This window comes from Pantoea sp. WEP (assembly GCF_041678305.1).
GTDB classification, from domain to species: Bacteria; Pseudomonadota; Gammaproteobacteria; order Enterobacterales; family Enterobacteriaceae; genus Pantoea; species Pantoea dispersa.
Genome location: NZ_JBGNXB010000002.1, coordinates 160,478 through 186,147, shown reverse-complemented (window position 1 = coordinate 186,147; position 25,670 = coordinate 160,478). Strand labels below are relative to the sequence as shown.

Genomic DNA, 25,670 nt, shown 5'->3' with positions numbered 1-25,670 from the left:
TGTGCTCCAGGCGAACGCGGATATTTACAGATGCGTGCTCAGCAAAGATGCATAACCAGCTTACTCAGACGCGGCAGAAAAACCCGTTATTCGGGTAAATTCTGTTCCTGGTTCGGGTGCTATTGAAAGCTTTCCAGCAGCCCTGTCGGCGCTGGATTACCAGGCTGCAACAATCGAAATCATTTCGGCTTCAGGTAATGCCACCGCTAAGTCACTCAAAGCACCGTTCCTCACGCTGCGATTACCAGTCCGCAATCCCTGACGTGCCGATCTACCCCGCAAATTTCCGCTCTCTGCCTGGTAAAGGCGCGCCTGCCTGACTACACCTTAAGCATCCTTGTTATCACTGTCCTTTCCGCTGCTTAAGCGGTTTTCAGCCTGCGCGCCGGCATCCTGACGCGCCGGCAACTTTAGCGGTCAGACATGATTTCTGACCTGATTCGGAGTGAATGATGAAGAGTCGCAACCTGACGCGATCGGCGGTCGCGTTTGCCACATTGAGTTGCCTGTGTGTGCCGTGTAGCGCCCTGGCGTGGGATAACCTGACGGTTTTCGGCGATAGCCTGAGCGATGGCGGTAATGTCGGGCGCTTTACTTATGATGGCGCGCAACATCCACTGTATGACGAGATCCTTGCTGCACAGTTCGGGCAAACGCTGCAGCCGTCGTCGCGCGGTGGCAGCAACTATGCACAGGGCGGCGGCGTTACCGTGCCGGCGCTGGATGCCAGCCTCAATACGCAAGACCAGCTGGCTGCTTATCTGCAATCCACCGGCGAACGCGCAGATAGCAACGGACTGTATATTCACTGGGTAGGCGCTAACGATATCGCGGCGGCGGTGACCAATCCGCTCACCGCGCGCGAGACTATCAGCAACAGCGCCAGCGCGGCGGTGTCGCAAATCAAAACCCTGCTGGATGCCGGTGCGGGGGCGGTAATCGTGCCAAACGTGCCGCAGCTCGGCTCCACGCCTTTCATGGTGCAGGCGGTGCTGAGTGTGCTGGGCCCGGCGGCGCAGTCGGCGATGGTCGCGGCGTTTGCCTCGCTGGACAGCCATGCCACGCCCGACGTGGCTGCGCGCCAGCAGGCGGTGCGCGACGCATTCGATCAGGCCGCCGCACAGGTATCGACCATCCCGGCGCTGCGTGCCGCGCTGGCGCAGCAGCTGTTTTCGGCCTGGCAGTTGCTCAGCGAGCAGGTGACGGCCCTCTCCGATGGCTATAACCAGCAGGAAGAGGCCGGGCTGGTGGCGCTGAATGGCAACATTGTGCGTGCCGACATCGCCGGCCTGTTCAACGAGGTAATTGCCGATCCGCAACGCTATGGCCTGAGCAATACGCTGGGGATGGCCTGTCCGGTCGGCACCTCCGCCGCCGAATGCACCTCGTCAACGCCCGGTTTCAGTAACGCGCAGGCCTATCTGTTCGCCGACCGGCTGCATCCCAGCCCGGCGGTACATGCCATGATCGCCGACTATATTCAATCGATCCTCGACGCACCCGCGCAGGTGGCGGCACTGGCACGGGCGCCGCTGATGCTGTCGCGTGATATGCAGAACACCCTCGACGGCCATTTACAGCAGCAGCGTCAGCAGCCGGCCAGCGCCGGTCAGGTTAGCGTGTTCGGCGGCTATGCCGGTCAGCATATTGATTATCGCGGAGATAGCCTGCTCAACGGTGACGCCAATGCCGGCAGCCTGACGCTGGGATTAGGCTATCAGTTCACAGATAACTGGCAGGCAGGTCTGCTGTTGTCCAGCACCGCGCAGCACCAGCATCCTTCGGCGCACTATGATTACAAGCTGCGCGGCAATTTGCTGGCGCTGTATAGCCAGCTGACGCTGCTGGAGCAGGGCTGGATCAATGCGGATGTGCACTATGCCGATCTCGATTTTGACAGCATCGAACGTCGCATCAATATCGGCCCGGCAACGCGCACCGAACAGGGCAGTAGCAGCGGAAAAATGCTCGGGCTACGGGTGCAAACCGGCTGGGATCTGCCGATAGGCGAACACCTTTCTACCGGTCCGGTTGCCAGCTACGCACTGGATTATGTGCGGGCAGGGGGCTACAGCGAAAACGGCGACAGCAGTACCGCTATGCGCTTTTCCGATCAAACCCTGCATTCGCAAATCGGCGCGCTTGGCTGGCGTATCGACAGCAAACAGTGGCCGGTGAATCCGTGGGCGCAGCTCAGTTATAACCACCAGTTTGGCGATACGCAGAACGCGGTGCGCGCCGGACTGAAGTCAACGCAGACCGGCTTTGTACGCAGCGTCAACGCCGGTGATAAAAACTGGCTGGATATGTCGCTGGGGGCCAGCGTGCCGCTGGGTGAAACGGTCAACGCCTTTGCCGGGGTTTCTGCGGTCGGAGGCAACAGCGCGTATCATCAGGTGAGCTGGAATATTGGCCTGAACGCGACATTTTGATAACGGCGCGCCAGTCGGAAATTTTCACTGGCGCGTTATCTCGCGTAAAAAATTAAACTGATGATCGCCGGAAATATTTCGATAATTCAAGCCATTCTTCTTCGTAAGTCAAATTAATCAGGACGCTCGTACCGGCGATTACCACAATTATTCTGCGATAAATCTGTAAAACGTATTTTTGTCGCTTCGCTTTCCTTCCGGAATCATATCGTTATTCTCTCTCGCCACATCACGCCGCTGAAAAGCTCCCGTATAAGCTGGTACAGGTCAATATATTAATTTTCAATCACTTATACTGCTGATGCTCTGTCGTATTACGTTAATAATTTATGGGGAACACCATGGCGAATACATCTGGCACCACCAGCACTACCACACCATCTGCCACCGGGACGGTGATTCAATTACATACCATTGACGATTTACGTAAATAGGAACCTGTTTCGATTGGCGAAATTGCGTCGGTGCTGGAATACAGCCGTGGCAGTCGGATGGGCGGCGGCGTGTTTGTCTACGATGCCACCGACAACAGCACGCCCGATGACGGCGGGCTGAATTTCGTGACGTCCGGTAAAAAGCGCTGGAAAAGAGTGGTCCTCGATTATAGCGCGGTCACGGTGGTGGATTTTGGCGCGATAGCCGATGGCACCACCGATTGCATTGATGCGGTGATCCGCATGTTTAAATGGTCACAGCGTGTTTTACCCTCCGCGGGCATTCGCTTTACCGCCGGTGAGTTCAGCCTGTCCGGCTTTGATTTAGCGGAAGTGCTGGGCAGCGACAGAGAGATTAACCGCTTCAAAATATCCGGCGCGCCGGTCAACTTCGGTTATTTCCCCACCACCACGCTGAAATTTAACTGGGGACCGAAACCGCGCAAAACCCATTTCTTTAGCGTACGCGCACGCTATGTGGAAATTTCCGGCTTTGTGGTGAAAGGCATGAGTTCTGATAGCGGCGAAGACGGCGGCACGGCGTTTAATAATGTCGGCTTCTTTACCAACAGTATTATCGGTGGCCAGTTTCTGCGCGTCAGCAGTATGGAGTTTCGCTACCTCGGCGGGCGGGCACTGGAACTGATTGACACGCTGGACTGCAAAATCGACCAGTTTTATTCACGTGGCTGTCAGGGCAGTATTGTCTATGCGCGCTGGTCCGACCGGGAACAGGGTGCCTGGGATCATTCGACCGCCATTGAACTCTCCAACTTTAATTTGCAGCGCAGCACCAGACAGCCGGTGTTCGATCTGCCGCGCTGCACGCAATCGTTTATTCGCAATGGCTGGATCGAGCACTCCGAATTTGCCGGCGATCTCACCAATGGTCAGTGGACCATTGAAGGGCTGGTGATTGAATCGACGCAAAATCCCATGAAAATGGGCTACTGCCGCGCGATGATTATTCAGAAAAGCGTGCACCGCGATAGCGCGGGCTTTGACTTCAGCAAAGAGGGTATTGAGCCATGGACGCTGCTGGCGGAAGGCGATCGTGGCGTGATGGAGATTTCCGATCTTGGCGCGATCATTCAGGGATCGCTGAGTTATGACTTCACCACCTCGCAGCATCACATGGATAACCGTGGCAAAGACGCGAAATGGTTTTACGTCGGCGAATTTAATTTTTCAGATTCATCTACCCAAATTCATGTTCGCATTGTTGGCAGCGCTCAATACGTATCGCAGGACAGCACTCAAACCGATTACTGTTACAAAACGCCTGAGGGCGTAGCGCATATCTATCTGCAAGCTCGTAACGGTGAAAACACCATTGGCAGCTGGTATGGTGAAGGCTCCTCACCTGTAATTAAGGTACATATCGAGGGCAAGGGCGCGCACACCAAACTGTACGTTAAAATTCCGGCCTATACCGGCTTCTCGATTGCGCTGGTGGAAACCAACGGGCGCGATCGCTATCAGTCCGGTCAGTGTTTTATTTTCCGCAAAAGTTTTACCGCCTGCAGTGCGGAAGAAGCCACGGCGCTGGACAACCAGCCGGTCGTCGCCTTTGAACAGCACTGGGTGGGCAATAAAGATGTCGGCTTTGGCTACAACAATAATAAGGAACTGCTGCTGCGTGGGCCGTTTTTTGAACGGCAGGAGCAGGATGCCGCGGGGAAGTGGATCACCCGCCGTTTCCTGAAAGTCCGCGTGAACGGCGTGCCGCGCAGTATTGAATTACTCGATCCGGATAACCCGCGCTAACGCTTCAGGCCAGCTGAGGAATACTGCTGGCCTGAATAAATCATTTTCCCCAGCGCTGACGTAAATATTCGACCGCCTGCTGCGTCTGCGGCTGATTAAGATAATCTTCGCGAAACAGAATAGTGCCGTCGATGTGCGGCAGCGATTCGTTCAGATCGAGCTGTTTTTTCAGCTCGGGAACGCCGCCCTGAACTGTCCAGTCCGGCTCACTTTTCGAGGCTTCACCCACCTTATACAGCGCCACGCCAATGTACAGCCGGGTGTGGGTTGGCTGTACCACATTGGCCCACCAGCGCGCCAGGACGTCATAGCGCGCAGCCTGGCGGGCAAACGGCCAGTAGAGCTGCGGCGCGATGTAATCCAGCAGCCCAAGCTGCACCCAGCGGCGCGTGTCGGCATAGGCTTCATCATAAGCCGCCGCACCGCGCGTATCGGAGCCGGCGGCATCGTGCGACAGATTACGCCATACACCCGCCGGGCTGACGCCGAACTCAACGGCAGGCTTGAGCTGTTTAATCGTGCGGGAAACCTGCTCGATCAGCAGCTGGGTATTGTGCCGCCGCCAGTCGGCTTTGCTGGCAAAGCCCGCGCCGTACTGGCGAAAGGTGGCGCTGTCATTGAGCGGCGATGCCGCGGTTTCGGTGTAGAAATAGTCATCAAACTGAACGCCATCAATGGCGTAGTTTGACACCACTTCCGCCACGATGCTGGTGATCCAATCGCGTGCCGCCGGAATGCCCGGATCGAGCACGAAGCGGTCGCTGGCGGTGCGGATCCAGTCACGATGCAGCACAAACACGCTGGCCGGCTGCAGCTGGAGCGTGTTGTTTAACGCCGTCACGGTGGCAGGTTTGGTATTGGTCGACACGCGATAAGGATTAAACCACGCATGCACCTTCATACCGCGTTTGTGCGCCTCGTCGAGGATAAATTGCAGCGGATCGTAACCCGGATCTTGCCCGATGTTGCCGGTCAGGGTATCGGACCATGGCAGGATACGCGAACGCCACAGGGCGGTGCCATCGGGCTTCACCTGGAAAAATACCGTGTTAATCCCCAGGCTGTGCAGCTTATCCAGTTTGGCCGTCAGTGCCTGCTGCTGCTGGCGTATACGCAGTGCCGGGCTGGCCGTAACGGAGGATATCGGCGGCCAGTCGAGGCGCGACACCGTGGTGAGCCAGACGCCGCGCACTGGTTCAGTCTGCGCTGCGGGTTTAGCCGGAACAGGCGGTTTGGTCGGCGACGGAAACGGGGTGACCAGCGATTTTGGCGGCTCCGAGGCGCAGCTGGCCAGCAACAGCACGGCAGACAGCAGACGGGCGACGCGTTTAATGTGGGTAACAGAGAGGTAACGCGCTGAACAGGCTATGATAAACTCCGTTTCTTGTAGTCCGTTATTCGCAGGCGTTCATTCTCTGATCCTCAGACATAATGTCAAGACATTGGCTGAGATGAATGCCGCCGCGGCGCTGTCGCGCGTCCCGCATCTTACAGGAGTTCTCATTATGCAATACGAAGACCTTTATCGCCGCATTGGCCAGATCATTTTTAGCTGTGGCCCCGACGGCGCGCAGGTGCTGGTGGTGCAGGCGGAGCTGTTTGCCGATGAGGAGGGCGGGCAGTTTCAGTTTAACTACCTTGATGAAAACGGCGAACCGGACTGGTTCGAGCCGGACGCGCGCGCGATTGGCGATCTCAGTGCCGCGCTGAAAGACTTTCAGCAATACTTTATCGAACATGAGATGACTGAAGGGCAGCCGGTGTGGACGCACTGCACCGTGACGATTAACGTGGCGGAAGAGTCGATCAGTATTGATGTGCAGTAACGGCGGGCTTCCGTGCCCGTCATGGCGAGCGTTACGAACGCAGCGCTACCATCTCCTCGCTGTTTTTACGCGCCGCGCGCTTGCGGTGCACAATCTGGCTGGCGACCAGCACCAGCAGCGTTAACAGGCCGGTGGCGATAATTTCGGAACGATGCTGCGCATTGAACAGCATTGACGTCAGTACGCCGACAATGAACACCATAGTGGCCCACGTCAGACCCGGGAACAGCCACATGCGATAGCTGAGCTGCTCGCCGCGCGCCTCGCGCTTTTTCCGCAGCACCAGATGCGAAGCGGCAATGACCAGATAAACCAGCAGCGCAATGGCGCCGGAGCTGGCCAGCAGGAACTCAAACACCGCGCTCGGCGCCAGATAGTTGGCGATCACCGCCAGAAATGCTGCGGCGGTAGACATCAGCACTGCGACCCATGGCGTGCCGCTGCGCGTGGTGCGCGAGGCCGCCGCTGGCGCATCCTGACGGCGCGACAGGGAATAGAGCATGCGCGACGCGGTATAAAGCGCAGAATTAAGACAGCTGCATACCGCGATCAACACCACCACATCGACAATCTGCCGGGCATAGGGCACGTTCATCATCTCCATCGCCGTCTGGTAAGACCCGGCTTTCATCAGCGACGGCGTATTCCACGGCACCAGCGCCACCACCAGAAAGATCGACAGCAGATAAAACAGCGCGATACGCCAGATCACCGAGTTGGTGGCGTGGGTGATTTGCTTGCGCGGTTCGTTAGATTCGGCGGCGGCAATGGTGACGATTTCCGTGCCCATGAAAGAGAACATGGTGGTAAGAATGGCGGCGAGCACGGCACTGATACCGTTAGGCATGAAGCCGTGAGTGTCGTACAGGTGTGAAATACCCTGCGTGCTGCTGCCGGGCAGCAGGCCAAACAGCGCCAGGCTGCCGGCACAAAGAAAGGCGACGATAGCCACTACTTTCAGCAGCGCGAACCAGAACTCAAACTCACCGTAGTTTTTCACGCTGAACAGGTTGCTGATGGTCAGGAAGCTGGTGATCGCCAGCGTGTATTCCCACACCGCCACCTGCGGGAACCAGCCGTGCAGAATGGTGCCGGCGGCGTTGGCCTCCAGCGGGATCACCAGTACCCAGAACCACCAGTAAAGCCAGCCGATGGTAAAGCCGGCCCAGCGGCCAAGAGACTTGTCGGCGTAAGTGGAGAAGGAACCGGAGTCCGGTGAGGCGACCGCCATCTCCGCCAGCATGCGCATAATAAGCACCACCAGCGCGCCGGCGGCGATATAGGCCAGCAGCACCGCCGGTCCGGCTTCGGCAATCGCATGGCCGGAACCGACGAACAGCCCGGCGCCAATCACTCCGGCAATCGACAGCATGCGCACGTGGCGGGGTTTCAGGCTTTGTGCCAGTACATCGGCATTCTGAGCAGTCATCAATATCTCTCCAGATCGTCTCTCAGGCAGGGCAGACCCCGCCTGTTATGCAGGTGAAACTTGCCTGCGCGCGGCAGGCAAGCGATCGGACAATGGGTGGAACGCTAAGGCTGGCTGAGCAGGCTGTCGAGAATATCCAGCGCCTGGCGGAACTGGGTATCCGGAATGGTGAGCGGATAGAGGAAGCGGATCACGTTGCCCTGCGGGCCACAGGTCAGCAGCAGCAGACCGCGCGCCATCGCCTGTTGCTGCAGCGCCTGCGCCTGCTGCGCACTGGCAAACTCCACGGCTACCATTGAGCCCAGCGCACGCACGTCGGTAATCGACGCGTTAGCGCGGCGCGCGCGGTGCAGCAGTTCGCTCAGCGTAGCGCCCAGGTCGCTGGCGCGCTGGCACAGCTGTTCTTCGTCGATGACATCCAGCACCGCATGCGCGGCGGCAATCGACAGCGGATTGCCGGCGTAAGTACCGCCCAGCCCGCCCGGACCGGGCGCATCCATGATGTCAGCACGACCGCTCACCGCCGACAGTGGCATACCGCCCGCCAGACTTTTCGCCATGGTGATGAGATCGGGCTGGACGCTATAGTGGTCCATGGCAAACAGCTTGCCGGTGCGGCCAAATCCGCTCTGTACCTCATCGGCAATCAGCAGGATGCCGTGCTCATTGGCCAGCGCGCGCAGCTGCGTAAGAAACTCTGCCGGCGCGATGTGAAAACCGCCTTCACCCTGCACCGGTTCCAGTACGATGGCGGCCACATCCTGCGGCGCGATGTCGTGGCTGAACAGATCGTGCAGGCTGGCGATAGCGTCCTCAACGCTGATGCCGGTGACCGCGTTAGGGTAGCGGGCGTGAAACACCGAGGCCGGCATCGGGCCAAAATCGCGCTTATAGGGGGCCACTTTGCCGGTCATCGCCATGGTCATGAAAGTGCGGCCGTGAAAGGCGTTACCGAAGGTGATGATGCCGTGACGACGGGTAGCGGCGCGCGCCACTTTAACCGCATTCTCTACCGCTTCAGCGCCGGTGGTGAAAAAAGCGGTTTTGGCTTTACCGGCAATTGGCACCCGCTGATTGATGCGTTCCGCCAGCGCCACATAGCTCTCATACGGCGTTATCTGGAAGGCGGTATGGGTGAATTTTGCTAACTGATCGGCAATGGCCTGCACGACGCTCGGATGACGGTGGCCGGTGTTGAGCACCGCGATGCCGCCGGCGAAATCAATCCAGCTATTGCCCTCAACGTCACGTAGCGTGGCGTTTTCGGCCTGATCGACATACCACTGACAAAGATTACCGGTGCCGCGCGGCAGCGCGTCATCTTTGCGTTGTTGCAACTGGCTGTTTTTACCTTCCATAACCTTTCCTTAGCGATAAGCGTCTTTACAAATCACGACAAACACGCTTATTTATGCCTGCACTGAGCGCGGTTGCCAGAGCCAATTTCACTGAGAAGGATGGAGCCAATTGCGGAGTTTGTACGCCGATCATGTATTGGAACGACTACAGTTTGTCGCGGAGGGCACGCTGCAGCAGCGCCTGCTGCACTGCATGCAGGCGGCGATTGTAGAGGGCATTTTCCCGCGCGGCTCACGCCTGCCGGCGACGCGTGATTTAGCGCGCGAGCTGGCGGTGTCGCGTAATACGGTGCTCAACGTCTATGAAAATCTGGTCGCGCAGGGATATGTCAGCGCGCGCACCGGCAGCGGCACCTGGATTGCAGAAAACCTGCCGGAAGGGTGCCTCAACAGCGCGCCGGCGCTGCCGCTCAGTGAACCCCTGATGAGTAAACCGGCGGCGATTTCAAAACGTGGCGCCACGCTGCTCGGTCACGCCAATGCCTCGCCTTATCAGTGGGGTGCATTTGTGCCCGGCGCGCCGGATGTGCGTGAGTTTCCGCATAAGTTATTTAGCCAGATTCAGTCGCGGCTGAATCGCGAACCTGACATCGAGCGGCTGATTTACAGCAGCAACGGCGGCTGCCCGCAGCTGCGCCAGGCGCTGGCTGAGTATCTCAGCGTGGCGCGCTCGGTGCGTGCCGACGCCGATCAAATCATCATTACCGAAGGCATTCATCAGGCGGTGGATCTGGTGACGCGCGTGCTGTGCGACGCGGGCGATCCGGTGTGGATCGAGGAGCCAGGCTACTGGGGCACACGCAACCTGTTACGCATTAACGGGCTAAAAATTCAGGCCAAAGCGGTGGATGAACAGGGCATTATCCCGGAGCTGGCACCGCGCAGCAAAGCGCCGAAGATGATTTTTGTGACACCGTCACACCAGTATCCGCTGGGTGTGCATCTCAGTCTGGAGCGGCGCAGGCAGCTGCTCGATCTCGCGCGCAAACACAAAAGCTGGCTGGTGGAAGATGACTATGACAGCGAATTTCGTTTCGCCGGCCAGCCGTTCCCCTCGCTACAGGGCTTTGAACCGGATGCGCCGGTGATCTATATGGGCACCTTCAGTAAAACGCTCTATCCCGCGCTGCGTCTCGGCTATCTGGTGGTGCCAAAAGCGCTGGCGCAGCCGCTGCGCGTGGCGGCGGCCGAACTCTATCGCGGCGGGCATCTGCTGGTACAGCGGGCGCTGGCGGAGTTTATTCAGAAAGGCCATTACATGACGCACATCCGCCGCATGCGCAAACTCTACAGTCAGCGCCGGCGCTTTATGATGACGCTAATTGAGCGCTACCTGGGCGCGGCCTTTATGCCGGTGGTCAATCATGAAGCAGGGCTGCATCTGGTGCTGAATCTGCCCCCGGGCTGCGATGATGTGGCGATTGCCGCGCTGGCGCTGCGACGCGGCGTCAAGGTGCGGCCGCTGTCGCAATACTACATGCATCCGCAGGAGCGACGCGGTCTGCTGCTCGGTTACGCCTGCGTGGATGAGCGCCAGTGCCAGGATGCGTTTGGTGTGCTCAAAGCCTGCCTGGTGGAAGCGGGCATCGCCGGGCGGGGATAGCCCCGGCATATGCCTTACGCCCGGCCAATGCTGTCCAGTTGCGCAACCACCTCCGGGCTGAGCGTTAGCGCCGCGCTGGCCAGGTTTTGCTGCAGATGCTGCGGCGAGGAGGTGCCGGGAATCAACAGAATATTATCTGAGCGTTGCAACAGCCAGGCGAGCGCCACCTGCAGCGTACTGGCGTTGAGCGTGCTGGCCACCGCGCTGAGCTGTTCCGACTGCAGCGGCGAAAAACCGCCGAGCGGAAAGAACGGCACGTAGGGAATGCCCTGTGCGGCCAGCTGGTCGATCAGCGCATCATCCTGACGATTGGCGAGGTTATACAGATTCTGTACGCAGGCAATCGGCGTCATCTGCTGTGCCTGCGCCACCTGACTGGCGGTCACGTTGCTCAGGCCAATGTGCCGAATCAGGCCACGCTGCTGCAGTTTAATCATCGCCTCGATTTGCGGCTCCAGCGATCCCTCTGCCGGTCCATGAACGCTCAGCATCGAGCGTAAATTGACGACCTCCAGCACGTCGAGGCCGAGATTGCGCAGGTTATCTTCAACCGCCTGCGTCAGTTCCTCCGGCGTGCTGGCGGGCAGCCAGCCGCCTTTGGTATTACGTCGGGCACCCACTTTGGTCACCAGCACCAGATCGCTGGGGTAAGGATAGAGCGCTTTTTTGATCAGCTGATTGGTGATGTGCGGGCCGTAAAAATCACTGGTGTCGATGTGATTCACACCGGCAGCCACGGCATCGCGCAGCACCTGTAACGCGCGGGCCTCATCTTTTGGCGGGCCAAATACGCCGGGACCGGCCAGCTGCATGGCACCGTAGCCGAGACGGGCAACCTGACGGTCGCCCAGTGTGTAAGTGGTGGTAGCCTGTGACATGTAAACCTCCTTCATCGGATAGTGTTTAAATTGTAATCACAACGGTGCTGTGCGACTATCCGTGTAAATCAGGACAGACTGTACGGAGTGACGCACAATGGCGCTGGATATGGCGTTGCTGCATGCGGTAGTGGCGGTGGCAAAAGCCGGTGGATTTCGCGAGGCGGCGCGCATGAGCGGCAGCAATCCGTCGCGTTTGAGTGATGCGGTGCGGCGCGCCGAACAGCAACTGGGCGTTCGGCTGTTCAATCGCACTACGCGAACGGTGGTACTGACCGAAGCGGGCCGGGCGCTGATGTCACGGCTGCTACCCGCCATGAACGAAGTGGATGCGGCGCTGGATGCCCTGAACACGTTCCGTGACACGCCGGGCGGCACGCTGCGGCTGAACGTGCCGGTCAGCGCGGCGCGGCTGGTATTACCGGCGATTGTGCCGGGATTTTTGCAGCGCTATCCCGACATCCGGCTGGAGATCGTGGCGGAGAGTAATGTGCAGGACATTTTTCGCGACAGCTGCGATGCCGGTATCCGTTACGACGATCATCTGGAACAGGATATGGTGGCGCTGCCGATTGGTCCGCGCGTGCAGCGCTTTGCCGCGGCCGCGGCGCCGGCCTATCTGGCGGCTCACGGTACGCCGCAGCATCCGCGCGACCTGATGCAGCATCGCTGTCTGTATGGTCGTTATGCCACCGGGGTGACGGCCGAATGGGAGTTCAGCCGCGGCGCGGAACGCATCACACTACAGCCGCAGGGGCCGCTGATTTGCAGTATCGGTGCGGCGATGGAGCTGACGGTGTCAACGGCCATCGCCGGTGCCGGCGTGGTCTATCTGTTTGAGGACTGGCTGAAGCCGGCGCTGGCCAGCGGCAGTCTGCAACCGATTCTTGCCGACTGGTGGCTCAGCTTTCCCGGCCTGTGGCTGTATTACAACGACCGCCGGCTGATCCCGGCACCGCTGCAGGCGTTTCTCAGCTGGATACGTGAACTCAATGCGACGCCGGGTTAACCAGCAGCCCGGAAACCAGCAGCCGAAAGGCCTGCACCGCACGCGGCAGTGCCGCGACCGGCTCATCGGCAGCGGCAATCCACAGCGCGGCATTGAGCGCGGCGCCGTTGACCAGTTGCGCCGCCGCTTCGGTATCGACCGGTTTCACCGTACCTTCCTCAATCAGCTCCGCCAGCATGGCGGCGGTGGTGCGCAGACAGGCGGTCTGATTAGGCCAGCGCGACGGATCGCCCAGCACCGCCGGGCCGTCCAGCAGCATGATGCGCTGGACTTCCGGCTCCAGCGACATCTCGATATAGGTAATGGCTTCCGCCAGAAACGCGTGCCAGCGAGTGTGATACTGCTGTCCGGCTGCGCGCATCTGCTCAAGAATCTCGCCATCAATCTGGTCAATGACCGCCTGTAGTAACCCTTTCTTATCGCCAAAATTATGGTACAGCGCACCGCGCGTCAGCCCGGCGGCTGCCGTGAGGTCATCCATTGACGCTTCGCTGTAACCCTTCTGCGCAAACGCGCGTCGTGCAGCGGCAATCAGTTTGCCGCGTGTCTCTTCCACCTGGTCTGCCCGTCGTCTGGCTGCCATCGCTGTTCCTTAAATTATGCATTGACATACGCCGCGTATGTAAAACATAGTAATACATACGCTGCGTATGTTAAAGCGAAAGCGGGCATAGCTAACCCGCTTTCTTCTCTCATCTTCAGGAGTACGATTATGAACAAACGCGATGCTGTTTTTCCAGCGGGCCGTCAGGCGTTGTACAACATCAATAAATACTCTGCGGCGATTCGCTCCGGCGACCTGCTGTTTGTTTCCGGCCAGGTGGGCAGTCGTGATGATGGCACCGCCGAGCCCGATTTCACGCGTCAGGTTAATCAGGCGTTCACCAATCTCGCGGCGGTGCTGAAGGCCGCCGGTTGCAGTTTTGATGACGTAGTTGATGTCACTACGTTTCATACCGATCCGGAAGCGCAGTTCACCACGGTGAACGAAGTACGGCTGCGCTTCTTCGGCGATGCGCCTTATCCCAACTGGACGGCGGTGGGCGTCAACTGGCTGGCGGGCTATGATTTCGAAATCAAGGTAATTGCGCGCATTCCGCAGTGAGCCAGCGTGCGGCGATCAGTCTGCAACCCATAAAAAAGCCGCTAACCGTTGCCGGTTAGCGGCTTGTTCACTTCACGCCTAATCAGGCGCTCAGCAGTTGATCAGCAGTTTTTTCTACCAGCGCCAGCAGCAGCTTGATGTCTTCCAGCGTGACGGTCGGGTTCAGCAGCGTCAGCTTCAGGCAGGTCACGCCTGCATGCTCGGTCACACCGACGTTAGCGCGGCCAGACTCCAGCAACGCATCGCCGATGCGCTGGTTGAACAGGGCGATCTGCGCGCTGTCGCTCAGCTGTTCTGGACGATAGCGGAACAGTACGCTGGCCAACTGTGGCTGCATTACCAGCTCCAGACGTGGCTCAGATTCAACGAACTGCGCAACGTCCTGTGCCAGGCTCACGCCGTGGTCGATAATCGCGGCGTACTGTTTCTGACCCAGCGCTTCCAGACCCATCCACAGTTTCAGCGCATCGAAACGACGCGTGGTCTGCAGTGATTTGGACACCAGGTTCGGCACGCCAGCTTCTTCATCGAACTCGGAGTTCAGGTAAGCCGCCTGATAACGCATCAGCTCATAGTGACGCGCGTCTTTCAGCAGGAACGCGCCGCAGCTGATGGTCTGGAAGTATTGTTTGTGGAAGTCGAGGGTGACGGAATCCACCAGCTCCAGACCATCCAGGTAATGACGATACTTTTCAGACAGCAGCAGCGCACCGCCCCAGGCCGCATCCACGTGCACCCAGATGTTGTGCTCAGCGGCGATGGCTGCGATTTCACGCAGCGGATCGATGGCGCCGGCATCGGTGGTGCCTGCCGTCGCGACGATCGCCAGGATCTGTTCGCCGTTGGCTTCAGCCTGCGCCATTTTGGCTTTCAGGTCATTCACGTCCATACGGGCGAACTGATCCGACTTCACCTGCACCACAGACTGATAGCCGTGGCCCAGCAGCGCCATGTTCTTCTGCACGGAGAAGTGGGCATTTTCTGAGCACAGCACTTTAATCTTGCGCAGATCGCCAGTGATGCCGTGCTGCTGCACGGAATGGCCCTGACGTGCATAGAAAGCGTCACGTGCCAGCATCAGGCCCATCAGGTTGCTCTGCGTACCGCCGCTGGTGAACACGCCCGCATCACCGGCCGGATAGCCAACCTGCGCACGCAGCCACTCAATCAGTTTGATTTCAATAATGGTGGCAGAAGGGCTCTGATCCCACGAATCCATGCTCTGATTAGTGGCGTTGATCAGCACTTCAGCCGCCTGGCTTACCACCAGGCTCGGACAGTGCAGGTGCGCAACGCACTGCGGATGGTGCACCGCCAGACTGTCTTTGAGGAAATATTCAATCGCACGTTCAATCGCGGCCTGGTTGCCCAGGCCGTTTGGATTGAAGTCGAGCGTGATACGCTCGCGCAGTTCGGCAACCGTTTTGCCCTGGTACATCTCAGGCTGTTGCAGCCACTGCACAACCGCGGCGCTGCTCTGGGCAATCGCCTGCTGGTACGCCTCAATGCTCGGGGCCGAGGCGGCCAGAATCGGGTTTACTTCAGACATTTACTCTTCCAGTCAAACAGGTTTGACGCCAGCGCCCAGCAGCGCCTGCTCAAATTTATCCAGGAACACGGCCAGCTCTTCGTTGCTGATCAGCAGTGATGGCAGCAGGCGCAGTACCGCACCGTGACGACCGCCACGCTCCAGAATCAAACCGGCTTCGAAGCATTTTTTCTGCAGCAGTGCAGAGAGTTCGCCGTCGGCCGGGAAGCTACCCATGTGGTCAGCTGGCTCGTGTGGCTTAACGATTTCGATACCGATCATCATCCCGAGGCCGCGTACGTGACCAATAACCGGGAAGCGTTTCGCCATCGCGTTCAGCTGGGCTTTCAGCCATTCACCCTGTTCTGCCACTTTGCCGGCGATGTTCTGCTCGGTCAGGATCTTCAGCGTCGCCAGACCGGTTGCCATCGCCAGCTGGTTGCCGCGGAAGGTACCGGTGTGGTGGCCAGGTGACCAGGCGTCAAACTGCTTTTTGATACCCAGCACGGCCAGAGGCAGACCGCCGCCCACCGCTTTAGACATCACGATGATGTCTGGCTCAATGCCCGCGTGTTCGAAGGCAAAGAACTTACCGGTACGGGCAAAGCCAGCCTGGACTTCGTCAAGGATCAGCAGAATGCCGTGTTCCTGGGTCACTTTGCGGATGCGCTGCAGCCACTCAGCTGGCGCCGGGTTCACGCCGCCTTCACCCTGTACCGCTTCGAGGATCACGGCCGCAGGCTTACGCACGCCGCTTTCAACGTCGTTGATCAGGTTTTCGAAGTAGTAGGTCAGGGCTTTCACGCCAGCTTCGCCGCCGAGGCCCAGCGGGCAACGGTACAGGTGCGGGTAAGGCATGAACTGCACTTCTGGCATCATGCCGTCAACCGCTTCTTTCGGCGACAGGTTGCCGGTCACGGACAGCGCGCCGTGCGTCATCCCGTGGTAACCGCCAGAGAAGCTGATTACGCCGCTGCGGCCGGTGACTTTTTTCGCCAGCTTCAGCGCCGCTTCAACGGCATCAGCACCGGATGGACCGGTGAACTGCAGGCAGTACTCTTTACCCTGACCTGGCAGCAGCGAGAGCAGAGATTCGGAGAACTGATCTTTCAGTGGCGTCGTCAGATCAAGAGTATGTAACGGCAAGCCGCTGGTAATGACATTTTGGATGCTCTGCAGAACATCAGGATGGTTATGACCAAGTGCCAGCGTCCCTGCGCCAGCCAGACAGTCAAGATATTGTTTGTTTTCAACATCCGTAATCCACACGCCATTGGCTTTGGCAATCGCTAAAGGCAACTTGCGCGGGTAGCTCCTGACGTTTGATTCAAACTCAGCCTGACGGGCTAAGAATGCGTCGTTGTTTCCGTTGAATGAGTTGGCACCAAAAGTATCAATACGGACTTTATCCGTCATCATATCTCTCCTTCAACCGGGGCTCGAACAGGCTGGCCGATTGACTAGTTGAACAAAAAAGTATCAGTGGCTCAAAAAACGCGGCCAATATAGAGCCTTTTGACGCACATCACAATGATTAATTTTGTTTAGAATTGTTTATTCTTTTCATTTAGGAATCAGGACGTTGGACAGAAACTGGCCACTTATTTTAACGCCGCGATATGAACAGGCGATTAAATAATCGTGTGAATAAAAAGACTTATGCCCGCCAGTGCCAGCCACGGACCAAAGGGCAGCACGTGATGCAGCTCGCGTTGCCAGCCTAATCGGGCCAGCAGAACAAATAAAATTGCGCCTGTGCAAGCCAGTAACAGCACAAAGGGTAAAAGCGCCCAGCCAAGCCAGGCACCCAGCGCAGCCAGCAGTTTGGCGTCTCCGCCCCCGAGACCGGGGCGCTTGTTTATCAGCTGATAGAGTTCACCCACTAGCCACAGCGTGCTGTAGCCAGCTATCGCACCGAACACGGCATCATTCAGCGTACCGGGCAGCCAGTACAGCGCTTTGAACAGCAGGCCAAGCCACAGCAGTGAAAGGGTGAGAGCGTCCGGCAACAGCAGATGCTCAATGTCGATGAGGGTTAGCGCCAGCAGAATCCAGGCGAGCAGCAGGGCGGCAAGCAGGCGGCTATCGGGCGGCAGCAGCCAGGCCAGCGCCAGGCTGATCGCGGCGGTGAGCAGTTCCGTCAGCGGGTAGCGCAGGCTCACCGGGTGGTGGCAGTAGCGACAGTGTCCGCGCAACAACAGCCAGCTGAGCAGCGGCAGCATATCGATCGCGCGCAGCGTGGTCTGGCAGTGTGGACAGTGCGAGCGCGGCAACAGCAGGGTAATGCCGGGTTGCGGGTTCATTACCTGCTGCGGCAGGCGATAAATGACCACGTTGAGAAAGCTGCCGACGCACAGCGCCAGCAGTGTACCGATCAACCAGTAGGCGATTTCCATGAGGTTTTCTCCTGCTGTCCATGCAGCGTTGGGTTTTTCTGTCGCCACGAATGGCGATCGTGCAGATCATGGCGCGGTTACCGTGGGGGCGCATTGATGCGTACCGGTGTAAGCGGGGCGATTTTTTGCCCGGTTGCACGACAGGTTGGCATAAAGGTGCCGCGTAACCTGTTTGCGCGATAAATCGCGCCGCTACGGATTTGTGCGGTTTGACGGCAGGTCGCCATAAATGGCGACCCTACAGGTTTCGCCGGGCGCGCATTTATACGCACCGCGAAATCGCGCCGCTACGGATTTGTGCGGTTTGACGAAAGGTCACCATAAATGGCGACCCTACAGGTTTCACAGCGTGCGCATTGATGCGCACCGCGAAATCGCGCCGCTACGGATTTGTGCGGCTTGACGACAGGTCACCATAAATGGCGACCCTACAGGTTTCGCAGGGTGCGCATTTATGCGTACCGCGAAATCGCGCCGCTACGGATTTGTGCGGTCTGACGGCAGGTCACCATAAATGGCGACCCTACAGGTTTTGTAGGGTGCGCATTTAGGTACAAACCGGCCACATAGGTAACACTTTAGACCGGGCACATGGGTAACAGTTATAAACGGCATAGCAGAGGAGACTCACTATGCCCTGGACTGAGACTGTTACCATGCAACGCCTTGAATTCATCCTCGCCTGCCAGGCAGGCGGGGAATCCATGACGCAGCTGTGTCACCGCCACGGCATCAGCCGCAAAACCGGCTACAAGTGGCTCAGCCGCTTTAACCCCGGCGAGCTCTCCTCGCTTGAAAATCTCTCCCGCGCCCGCCATCTCCAGCCCGATAAAATCGCCCCCGACATCACCGCGCGCCTCGTTCAGTTCCGCCAGCAGCACCCCGACTGGGGGCCAAAAAAAATCCGCCACTGGTTCCTCAGCAACGGCGCTGACTTCAGCGTCCCTGCCGCCAGCACCATCGGCGACCTGCTGAAGGCGGCGGGAATGGTTCAGCCGCGGACGCCGCGCAAGCGAACGCCGGGCAACCTGCGCAGCCTCACGACGCCCGTGAGGAATAACCACGTCTGGAGCGCTGATTTTAAAGGGCGCTTCCGCCTGAAAGACGGCAGCTGGTGCCGCCCCTTCACGCTTACCGATAACCACAGCCGCTACCTGCTGTCCTGCGAGCCGGGCACGTCGGAGACCACGGTGTTCGTGCGCGGCTGCATGGAAAGGGCCTTCCTGGAAGGCGGGCTGCCCGACGTTATCCGCACCGACAACGGCTCGCCCTTCGTTGCGCCGGGCATTCTCGCGCTGACGCAGCTGAGCGTGTGGCTGATAAAGCTGGGGATACAGCCGGAAAGAACCGCGCCGGGCTGTCCGGGGCAGAACGCCCGCCACGAGCGGATGCACCGGTCGCTGAAGGTCGCCATGAGCCACCACGACGTCTTTGGCTCGCTGCCGGAGCAGCAGGCGTGGTGCAGCGGATGGCGGAACGAGTTCAATCAGGAAAAGCCGCATGAGGCGCACGGGCAGCAGCCGCCCGCGAAAATATGGACGCCTTCACCGCGGAAATGGGACGGAAAAGTGCCGGAGGTGGGCTATCCGGAGGGGGCGAAGCTGTACAAAGTCGGTGAAAAAGGCGACCTGAGGCTGAACGGGCGAACCTTCCTGAGCGCGGCGTTACGGGGGGAATACGTGCGGTTCCTGGAAGTGGACGACGGCATTGACGTCATCCTCTTCGACAGGCTCATCCTTGCGTATTATGACCGGGCAGAAAAGCGTATTATCCGGATCGACTGACCACAAAAAGTGTTACCTGTGTGCCCGGTCTGATCTGTTACCCATGTGCCCGGTCGTACCTTTATGCGTACCGCGAAATCGCGCCGCTACCAGTTCTGTGCGGTTTGATGGCAGGTCGCCATGAATGGCGATCCTACAAAATCTGTAGGGTGCGCATTGATGCGCACCGCGACCTGTCGACAACCCCGGCCGGTGTGCGAGAGGCACAATACGCCGGCGGAGACGGCGTGGCGAGCAGCAAAGCGGCGTTGCAGCGATTTGCAGCAGGATTTACGAGCGGGCTCCAGAGAACAGAGAAGATATAAGCAGGGATGCGTGAATTTCACGGGCTGGCAATGACCAAATCGATGCGAAGACAGGCAGAAATCCAATCGATGGGCCAGCCGAGGCCGACAACAATCTAATCAATACACCAGCGGAGACAGATCATAATCCAATCAATGCGCCAGCGAGTTTACTGGCTCTGTTTAAACTGCTGCATGGCTTCCAGCACATTGCTGGTGGCGAGCGACATCACCCATTCGCTGTTGCGAAAAACGTCGTAATGGCCGGCGTTATAGCGAAACACATACAGCTCACCGCGGAAACGCAATCCTTTTGTTTTCACGCCAATGTGATGCCGGCGTAGTGCTGCCTGTGAAAGTCTGTCAGTCGCGGTTCTCATCATCATTCTCCTGTCCAGCCTCTGGCGTCACTATCCCAGGGAAGAATAAGCAGCCAACCTTAGGATAACCTTAAGAACAGTATAGTCTCTTGGTTAATGCATTGAAAAATAGCCACTTTAATTGCCCTGTATCGTAAAGCCGACCAATGATGTCTGACCCGATGCTGATTTCCGGCCCCGGCGCGCAATCTTCTACCAATCTTCAACATCACGTAAAAAAGTCAGCGTGCCGCTTTGCCATTTAATGTTCAGTTAAGTTTTCCCCCGTATTTTGGTTTCTTATAGCGATAAAACAGACCTGCTTAAGTTTTATTGCGCGCAGATGACAGCCGCCCTGCGAACACACTCGTTTAAGTAACGTTTAAACAAAAGGTTACAGCGTGTTTCATCAGGTTGTCATGCGCGGCAATAACGCTTGTTTTATTTTTCAGCATGTTTTCAGGCACAACAGTAAGGTTATCTTATGAGTTTCCTTCCGTTTTCGCGCCCGGCATTGGGTGAGGAAGAACTGGCCGCGGTGCAGGCGGTATTTGCATCGGGCTGGATTACCACCGGACCGCAGAATGCTGCGCTGGAGCAGGCGTTTTGCCAGCTCACCGGCAACCAGCATGCTATTGCCGTCAGCTCTGCCACAGCAGGCATGCACGTCACGTTGATGGCGCTGGGTATCCAGCCCGGCGACGAGGTGATCACCCCGTCGCTGACCTGGGTTTCCACGCTCAATATTATTACGCTGCTGGGCGCGACGCCGGTGATGATCGATGTGGATCGCGATAACCTGATGGTGAGCGCAGAACAGATCGAAGCGGCCATTACGCCGCGCACCCGCGCCATCGTGCCGGTTCACTATGCCGGTGCGCCGGCGGATATCGACGCCCTTCGCGCCGTCAGCGCGCGCCACAATATCCCGCTCATTGAAGATGCGGCCCACGCGGTAGGTTGCTACTACAAAGGCCGGCACGTCGGGCAGCAGGGCACCGCAATCTTCTCGCTGCACGCCATCAAAAACATCACCTGCGCCGAAGGCGGCATTGTGGTGACCGATGATGCGCAGCTGGCTGACCGCCTGCGCAGCCTGAAATTCCACGGCCTGGGCGTCGATGCCTACGATCGCCATACCCATGGCCGCAAACCGCAGGCCGAAGTAATCATGCCCGGTTTTAAATACAACCTGCCAGACATCAACGCCGCGATTGCGCTGGTGCAGCTGCAAAAGTTGCCGGCCATCAATGCACGTCGCCAGGCCATCGCCGCGCGCTATTTGCGCGAGCTGGCAGATACGCCGTTGCTGCCGCTGGTGCAGCCGGCGTGGCCGCATCAGCATGCGTGGCATCTGTTTATCATTCGCGTGGACGAAACGCGCTGCGGTATCAGTCGCGATGCGCTGATGGAGCAGTTGAAAATTCATGACATCGGCACCGGCCTGCATTTCCGCGCCGCGCATACCCACAAGTATTACCGTGAACGCTATCCGCAGCTCTCGCTGCCGGCCACCGAATGGAACAGCGAACGTATCTGCTCGCTGCCCCTGTTCCCCGACATGCTCGATGACGATGTAACGCGTGTGATTACTGCCTTACGCCACCTTGCGGGAGCCTGAGATGCTGGAAGAAAAACCGATTCGCAAAGTCTCCGTGGTGATCCCGGTGTACAACGAAGAACAGAGCCTGCCGGAGCTGGTGCGCCGCACCGACGCGGCCTGCCGCACGCTCGGCCTTGACTATGAAATCTTACTGGTGGATGACGGCAGCGCCGACCGCTCCGCGCAGATGATCGCCGATGCGGCGGATATGCCGGGCAGTCACGTGGTCGGCGTGCTGCTGAATCGCAACTACGGACAACACTCGGCGATTATGGCCGGTTTCAGCCATGTTTCCGGTGATGTGATCATTACGCTGGATGCCGATCTGCAAAACCCGCCGGAGGAGATCCCCAACCTGGTCAAAGCCGCGCAGCAGGGCTACGACGTGGTCGGCACCGTGCGCCAGAACCGTCAGGATAGCTGGTTCCGTCGCCGCGCTTCACGCACCATCAACCACCTGATTCAGCGCGTGACCGGCAAAGCGATGGGCGATTATGGCTGCATGCTGCGCGCCTATCGCCGTCACATTGTCGATGCGATGCTCAACTGCCACGAACGCAGCACCTTTATCCCGATTCTGGCGAACACCTTCGCGCGCCGCACCATTGAACTGCCGGTTACGCATGCCGAGCGTGAGTTTGGCGACTCCAAATACAGCTTTATGAAGCTGATCAACCTGATGTATGACCTGGTGACCTGCCTGACCACCACGCCGCTGCGTCTGCTGAGTATTGTCGGCAGCTTAATCGCGCTGGCCGGTTTCGCCTTTTCTCTGATCCTGATTGTGCTGCGCCTGTTCCTTGGTGCCAGCTGGGCCGGTGACGGTGTGTTCATGCTATTTGCCGTGCTGTTTATTTTTGTCGGCGCGCAGTTTGTCGGCATGGGCCTGCTGGGCGAATACATCGGTCGTATTTATAACGACGTACGCGCCCGTCCGCGCTACTTCATTCAACGTGTTATCCATCCGCAACAAGATGCCCCGTCTGTACAGGAAATTAAGCAATGAAAACTATCGTCTTCGCCTATGCCGAAATGGGCTGTGCAGGCATCACTGCGCTGCTGAACGCAGGCTATGAAATCAGTGCCATCTTCACCCATGCGGACACCTCGCCGGAGAGCCATGCGTTTCCTTCGGTAGCACGCCTCGCGGCTGAGCAGGGCATTCCGGTTTATGCGCCGGAAGATGCTAACCATCCGCTGTGGGTGGATCGCATCCGCACCATGCAGCCGGACTTTATCTTCTCGTTTTATTATCGCGCACTGCTGAGCGATACCATTCTGAACTGCGCGCGGGTTGGCGCGTTTAACCTGCACGGTTCGCTGCTGCCGAAATACCGTGGTCGTGCGCCGCTTAACTGGGTGCTGGTCAACGGCGAGACGGAAACTGGCGTAACGCTGCACCGCATGGTGAAACGTGCCGATGCCGGCGACATTGTGGCGCAGCAGCGCGTGGCGATTGACCCGCAGGATAATGCGCTGACGCTGCACCGTAAGCTGGTGGCTTGCGCCGGCCAGCTGCTGGAAGGCGCGCTGCCGCCGATGAAGCGCGGTGAGATTGCCGCCACGCCGCAGAACGACGCGGAAGCGACCGTGGTCGGTCGCCGCACGCCGGAGGATGGCCGCATCAACTGGGAGCTGCCGGCGGCTAAAGTGAATAACCTGGTGCGTGCAGTCACCGATCCGTGGCCTGGTGCGTTTGCGTATGCCGGCACGGTGAAATTCGTGGTGTGGAAAGGGCGGGTTCACCAGGATGCGCCCAGCGCCAAACCGGGAACGGTGCTGTCAGTTGAGCCGTTCCTGATTGCCTGCGGCGAGGGCGCGCTCGAAGTGGTCACCGGGCAGAGCGACAACGGTGTTTACATGAACGGCAGCCAGCTGGCGCAGAGTCTGGGCATGGTGCCGGGTGCGCTGCTTTACTCGCAGCCGGTTGCTGCGGTAAAACGCCGCACGCGGGTGCTGATCCTCGGCGTAAACGGCTTTATCGGCAACCATCTCACCGAACGCCTGCTGCAGGATGATAATTTTGAGGTTTATGGCCTGGATATCGGTTCCGATGCCATCAGCCGCTTCCTGGATGAACCGCGCTTCCACTTCGTTGAAGGGGATATCAGCATCCACTCTGAATGGATTGAGTATCACATCAAGAAATGTGACGTGGTGCTGCCGCTGGTGGCGATCGCCACGCCGATCGAATATACCCGTAATCCGCTGCGCGTGTTCGAGCTGGATTTCGAAGAGAACCTGAAGATTATTCGTGACTGCGTGAAGTATAAAAAGCGCATCATTTTCCCGTCGACCTCCGAAGTGTACGGTATGTGTACCGATCAGCATTTCGACGAGGATCACTCCAACCTGGTGGTCGGACCGATCAATAAACAGCGCTGGATCTATTCGGTATCAAAACAGCTGCTGGACCGGGTGCTGTGGGCCTATGGCGAAAAAGAGGGGTTGCGCTTTACGCTATTCCGTCCGTTTAACTGGATGGGCCCGCGGCTGGATAACCTCAACGCCGCGCGTATCGGCAGTTCTCGCGCCATCACCCAGCTGATCCTTAATCTGGTGGAAGGCTCGCCGATCAAGCTGATCGACGGTGGCGCACAGAAGCGCTGTTTCACCGATATTCGCGACGGCATCGAAGCGCTGTTCCGCATTATCGAGAATAAACACAACAACTGCGATGGCCAGATCGTTAACATTGGTAACCCGGAGAACGAAGCCAGTATTAAAGAGCTGGCGGAACACCTGCTGGCCAGCTTTGAGCGCCACCCGCTGCGCGATCGCTTCCCGCCATTTGCCGGTTTCCGTGAGGTAGAGAGCAGCAGCTACTATGGCAAGGGCTATCAGGACGTGGAGCACCGCAAGCCGTCGATTAAAAACGCCCGCCGCCTGCTCGACTGGACGCCAACCGTGGCGATGGATACCACCATCGATAACACGCTGGACTTCTTCCTGCGCACCGTTGAGCTACAGGAAAAGCCATGAAGCGAGTGGGTTTGCGTGTTGATGTCGATACCTGGCGCGGCACGCAACTGGGCGTACCGGCGCTGCTGCAGCAGTTCAGCCTGCATCAGCTGCAGGCCAGCTTCTTCTTCAGCGTTGGGCCGGACAACATGGGGCGCCACCTGTGGCGCCTGATGAAGCCGCGCTTTCTGTGGAAAATGCTGCGTTCGCGCGCGGCCTCGCTGTACGGCTGGGATATTTTACTGGCCGGTACCGCCTGGCCGGGCCGCGAAATAGGCAAAGGGCTGGCGTCGATTATTCGCGCCACGGCAGATCACCATGAAGTGGGGTTACACGCGTGGGATCACTTTGCCTGGCAGACCTGGGCTGGCGTCTGGTCGCCACAGCAGCTGAATGCGCAGATTGCGCGCGGTAAAACGACGCTGGAAGCCATTTTAGGTGACAGTGTCACCTGCTCTGCGGTGGCAGGCTGGCGCGCCGACAGCCGGGTACTGGATGCTAAGCAGCCGTTTGGCTTTCGCTATAACAGCGACTGTCGCGGCAGCGGGCCGTTCATTCCGCGCCTCAACGATGGCAGCCTCGGCACGGTGCAAATTCCGGTAACCCTGCCGACGTGGGATGAAGTGGTGGGCCAGCAGGTCAGCGCGGAGGGGTTTAACGACTTTATTCTCGCGCAGATGCATGCCGCCAGCGGTACGCCGGTCTATACCATTCACGCAGAGGTCGAAGGCATCGTCGGTTTGCCCGCCTTTGCCGATCTGCTGACGCGCGCGCAGCAGCAGGGCATCCGGTTTTGTCCGCTGAGCGAGCTGCTGCCGGACGATCTCAGTACGCTGCCACAGGGCCATGTGGTGCGCGGGCACATTGCCGGCCGGGAAGGCTGGCTGGGTTGCCAGAGTTAACATTTTACAGGA

20 protein-coding genes are annotated in these 25,670 nt (G+C 58.6%); 11 read left to right on the top strand and 9 right to left on the bottom strand.

Features of this window, described 5'->3' with window-relative positions; all coding sequences use genetic code 11:
• Window positions 1-449 precede the first annotated feature (449 nt).
• Window positions 450-2,432, top strand: a complete 1,983-nt coding sequence (locus ABVR31_RS19960) for an autotransporter outer membrane beta-barrel domain-containing protein (protein ID WP_372774241.1) — start codon at window positions 450-452, stop codon at window positions 2,430-2,432.
• Between the two features lie 464 nt (window positions 2,433-2,896).
• Window positions 2,897-4,633, top strand: coding sequence for a hypothetical protein (locus ABVR31_RS19955; protein WP_372774239.1), 1,737 nt, complete (start codon window positions 2,897-2,899; stop codon window positions 4,631-4,633).
• A 40-nt stretch (window positions 4,634-4,673) separates the two neighbouring features.
• Here the strand turns inward: ABVR31_RS19955 and ABVR31_RS19950 are convergent, their stop codons facing one another.
• Entirely contained in the window at window positions 4,674-5,966 is a 1,293-nt protein-coding gene (locus ABVR31_RS19950) for a glycoside hydrolase family 10 protein (RefSeq protein ID WP_372774727.1), read from the bottom strand.
• A gap of 172 nt (window positions 5,967-6,138) precedes the next feature.
• Here ABVR31_RS19950 and ABVR31_RS19945 point away from each other — a divergent pair, with 172 nt between their 5' ends.
• Entirely contained in the window at window positions 6,139-6,459 is a 321-nt protein-coding gene (locus ABVR31_RS19945; protein WP_021312978.1) for a hypothetical protein, read from the top strand.
• A 31-nt stretch (window positions 6,460-6,490) separates the two neighbouring features.
• On the opposite strand, the gene gabP is transcribed toward ABVR31_RS19945, so the two are convergent.
• Window positions 6,491-7,888, bottom strand: coding sequence for a GABA permease (gene gabP, locus ABVR31_RS19940; RefSeq protein ID WP_021509088.1), 1,398 nt, complete (start codon window positions 7,886-7,888; stop codon window positions 6,491-6,493).
• Between the two features lie 104 nt (window positions 7,889-7,992).
• Window positions 7,993-9,246: a 4-aminobutyrate--2-oxoglutarate transaminase gene (gabT, locus tag ABVR31_RS19935; RefSeq protein WP_372774237.1), complete on the bottom strand. Its 1,254-nt coding sequence runs from the start codon at window positions 9,244-9,246 to the stop codon at window positions 7,993-7,995.
• Window positions 9,247-9,355: 109 nt separating this feature from the next.
• On the opposite strand from gabT, the gene ABVR31_RS19930 reads away from it, so the two are divergent.
• Complete coding sequence (locus tag ABVR31_RS19930) at window positions 9,356-10,849, top strand: PLP-dependent aminotransferase family protein (protein ID WP_193751880.1); 1,494 nt, start codon at window positions 9,356-9,358, stop codon at window positions 10,847-10,849.
• Between the two features lie 14 nt (window positions 10,850-10,863).
• Here the strand turns inward: ABVR31_RS19930 and ABVR31_RS19925 are convergent, their stop codons facing one another.
• Window positions 10,864-11,727 carry an aldo/keto reductase family oxidoreductase gene (locus ABVR31_RS19925; RefSeq protein ID WP_372774235.1) on the bottom strand — a complete coding sequence of 288 codons (864 nt, stop codon included), beginning with the start codon at window positions 11,725-11,727 and terminating at the stop codon, window positions 10,864-10,866.
• Window positions 11,728-11,824: 97 nt separating this feature from the next.
• Between ABVR31_RS19925 and ABVR31_RS19920 the strand changes: the two genes are divergently transcribed.
• Window positions 11,825-12,736: a LysR substrate-binding domain-containing protein gene (locus ABVR31_RS19920; RefSeq protein WP_372774233.1), complete on the top strand. Its 912-nt coding sequence runs from the start codon at window positions 11,825-11,827 to the stop codon at window positions 12,734-12,736.
• On the opposite strand, the gene ABVR31_RS19915 is transcribed toward ABVR31_RS19920, so the two are convergent.
• Window positions 12,717-13,319, bottom strand: a complete 603-nt coding sequence (locus ABVR31_RS19915) for a TetR/AcrR family transcriptional regulator (protein ID WP_021509093.1) — start codon at window positions 13,317-13,319, stop codon at window positions 12,717-12,719. The two genes, ABVR31_RS19920 and ABVR31_RS19915, sit on opposite strands and share 20 nt — an antisense overlap.
• A gap of 129 nt (window positions 13,320-13,448) precedes the next feature.
• Here ABVR31_RS19915 and ABVR31_RS19910 point away from each other — a divergent pair, with 129 nt between their 5' ends.
• Window positions 13,449-13,841 carry a RidA family protein gene (locus tag ABVR31_RS19910; RefSeq protein ID WP_150058993.1) on the top strand — a complete coding sequence of 131 codons (393 nt, stop codon included), beginning with the start codon at window positions 13,449-13,451 and terminating at the stop codon, window positions 13,839-13,841.
• Window positions 13,842-13,923: 82 nt separating this feature from the next.
• On the opposite strand, the gene ABVR31_RS19905 is transcribed toward ABVR31_RS19910, so the two are convergent.
• From ABVR31_RS19905 to ABVR31_RS19895, 3 genes are all read right to left on the bottom strand, one after another.
• Entirely contained in the window at window positions 13,924-15,390 is a 1,467-nt protein-coding gene (locus ABVR31_RS19905; RefSeq protein ID WP_372774230.1) for an aspartate aminotransferase family protein, read from the bottom strand.
• A gap of 12 nt (window positions 15,391-15,402) precedes the next feature.
• On the bottom strand, window positions 15,403-16,785 hold the full coding sequence (locus ABVR31_RS19900) for a diaminobutyrate--2-oxoglutarate transaminase (RefSeq protein ID WP_021509096.1): 1,383 nt from the start codon (window positions 16,783-16,785) through the stop codon (window positions 15,403-15,405).
• Between the two features lie 215 nt (window positions 16,786-17,000).
• Window positions 17,001-17,765 carry an A24 family peptidase gene (locus ABVR31_RS19895; protein ID WP_372774228.1) on the bottom strand — a complete coding sequence of 255 codons (765 nt, stop codon included), beginning with the start codon at window positions 17,763-17,765 and terminating at the stop codon, window positions 17,001-17,003.
• A 656-nt stretch (window positions 17,766-18,421) separates the two neighbouring features.
• Here ABVR31_RS19895 and ABVR31_RS19890 point away from each other — a divergent pair.
• Entirely contained in the window at window positions 18,422-19,549 is a 1,128-nt protein-coding gene (locus ABVR31_RS19890; RefSeq protein ID WP_372771880.1) for a DDE-type integrase/transposase/recombinase, read from the top strand.
• A gap of 454 nt (window positions 19,550-20,003) precedes the next feature.
• Here the strand turns inward: ABVR31_RS19890 and ABVR31_RS19885 are convergent, their stop codons facing one another.
• Window positions 20,004-20,219, bottom strand: a complete 216-nt coding sequence (locus ABVR31_RS19885) for a hypothetical protein (RefSeq protein ID WP_227746467.1) — start codon at window positions 20,217-20,219, stop codon at window positions 20,004-20,006.
• A 457-nt stretch (window positions 20,220-20,676) separates the two neighbouring features.
• Here ABVR31_RS19885 and arnB point away from each other — a divergent pair, with 457 nt between their 5' ends.
• The 4 genes from arnB to arnD are packed head-to-tail and all read left to right on the top strand — an operon-like array spanning window position 20,677 to window position 25,658.
• Window positions 20,677-21,813, top strand: coding sequence for a UDP-4-amino-4-deoxy-L-arabinose aminotransferase (arnB, locus tag ABVR31_RS19880; RefSeq protein WP_058776364.1), 1,137 nt, complete (start codon window positions 20,677-20,679; stop codon window positions 21,811-21,813).
• A 1-nt stretch (window position 21,814) separates the two neighbouring features.
• Window positions 21,815-22,801: an undecaprenyl-phosphate 4-deoxy-4-formamido-L-arabinose transferase gene (gene arnC, locus ABVR31_RS19875; RefSeq protein WP_021509379.1), complete on the top strand. Its 987-nt coding sequence runs from the start codon at window positions 21,815-21,817 to the stop codon at window positions 22,799-22,801.
• Window positions 22,798-24,777 carry a bifunctional UDP-4-amino-4-deoxy-L-arabinose formyltransferase/UDP-glucuronic acid oxidase ArnA gene (arnA, locus tag ABVR31_RS19870; RefSeq protein ID WP_021509380.1) on the top strand — a complete coding sequence of 660 codons (1,980 nt, stop codon included), beginning with the start codon at window positions 22,798-22,800 and terminating at the stop codon, window positions 24,775-24,777. Before arnC ends, arnA begins: the two co-directional genes overlap by 4 nt.
• Entirely contained in the window at window positions 24,774-25,658 is an 885-nt protein-coding gene (gene arnD / locus ABVR31_RS19865; protein ID WP_372774225.1) for a 4-deoxy-4-formamido-L-arabinose-phosphoundecaprenol deformylase, read from the top strand. The genes arnA and arnD overlap by 4 nt, the downstream gene beginning before the upstream one ends.
• Window positions 25,659-25,670 lie beyond the last annotated feature (12 nt).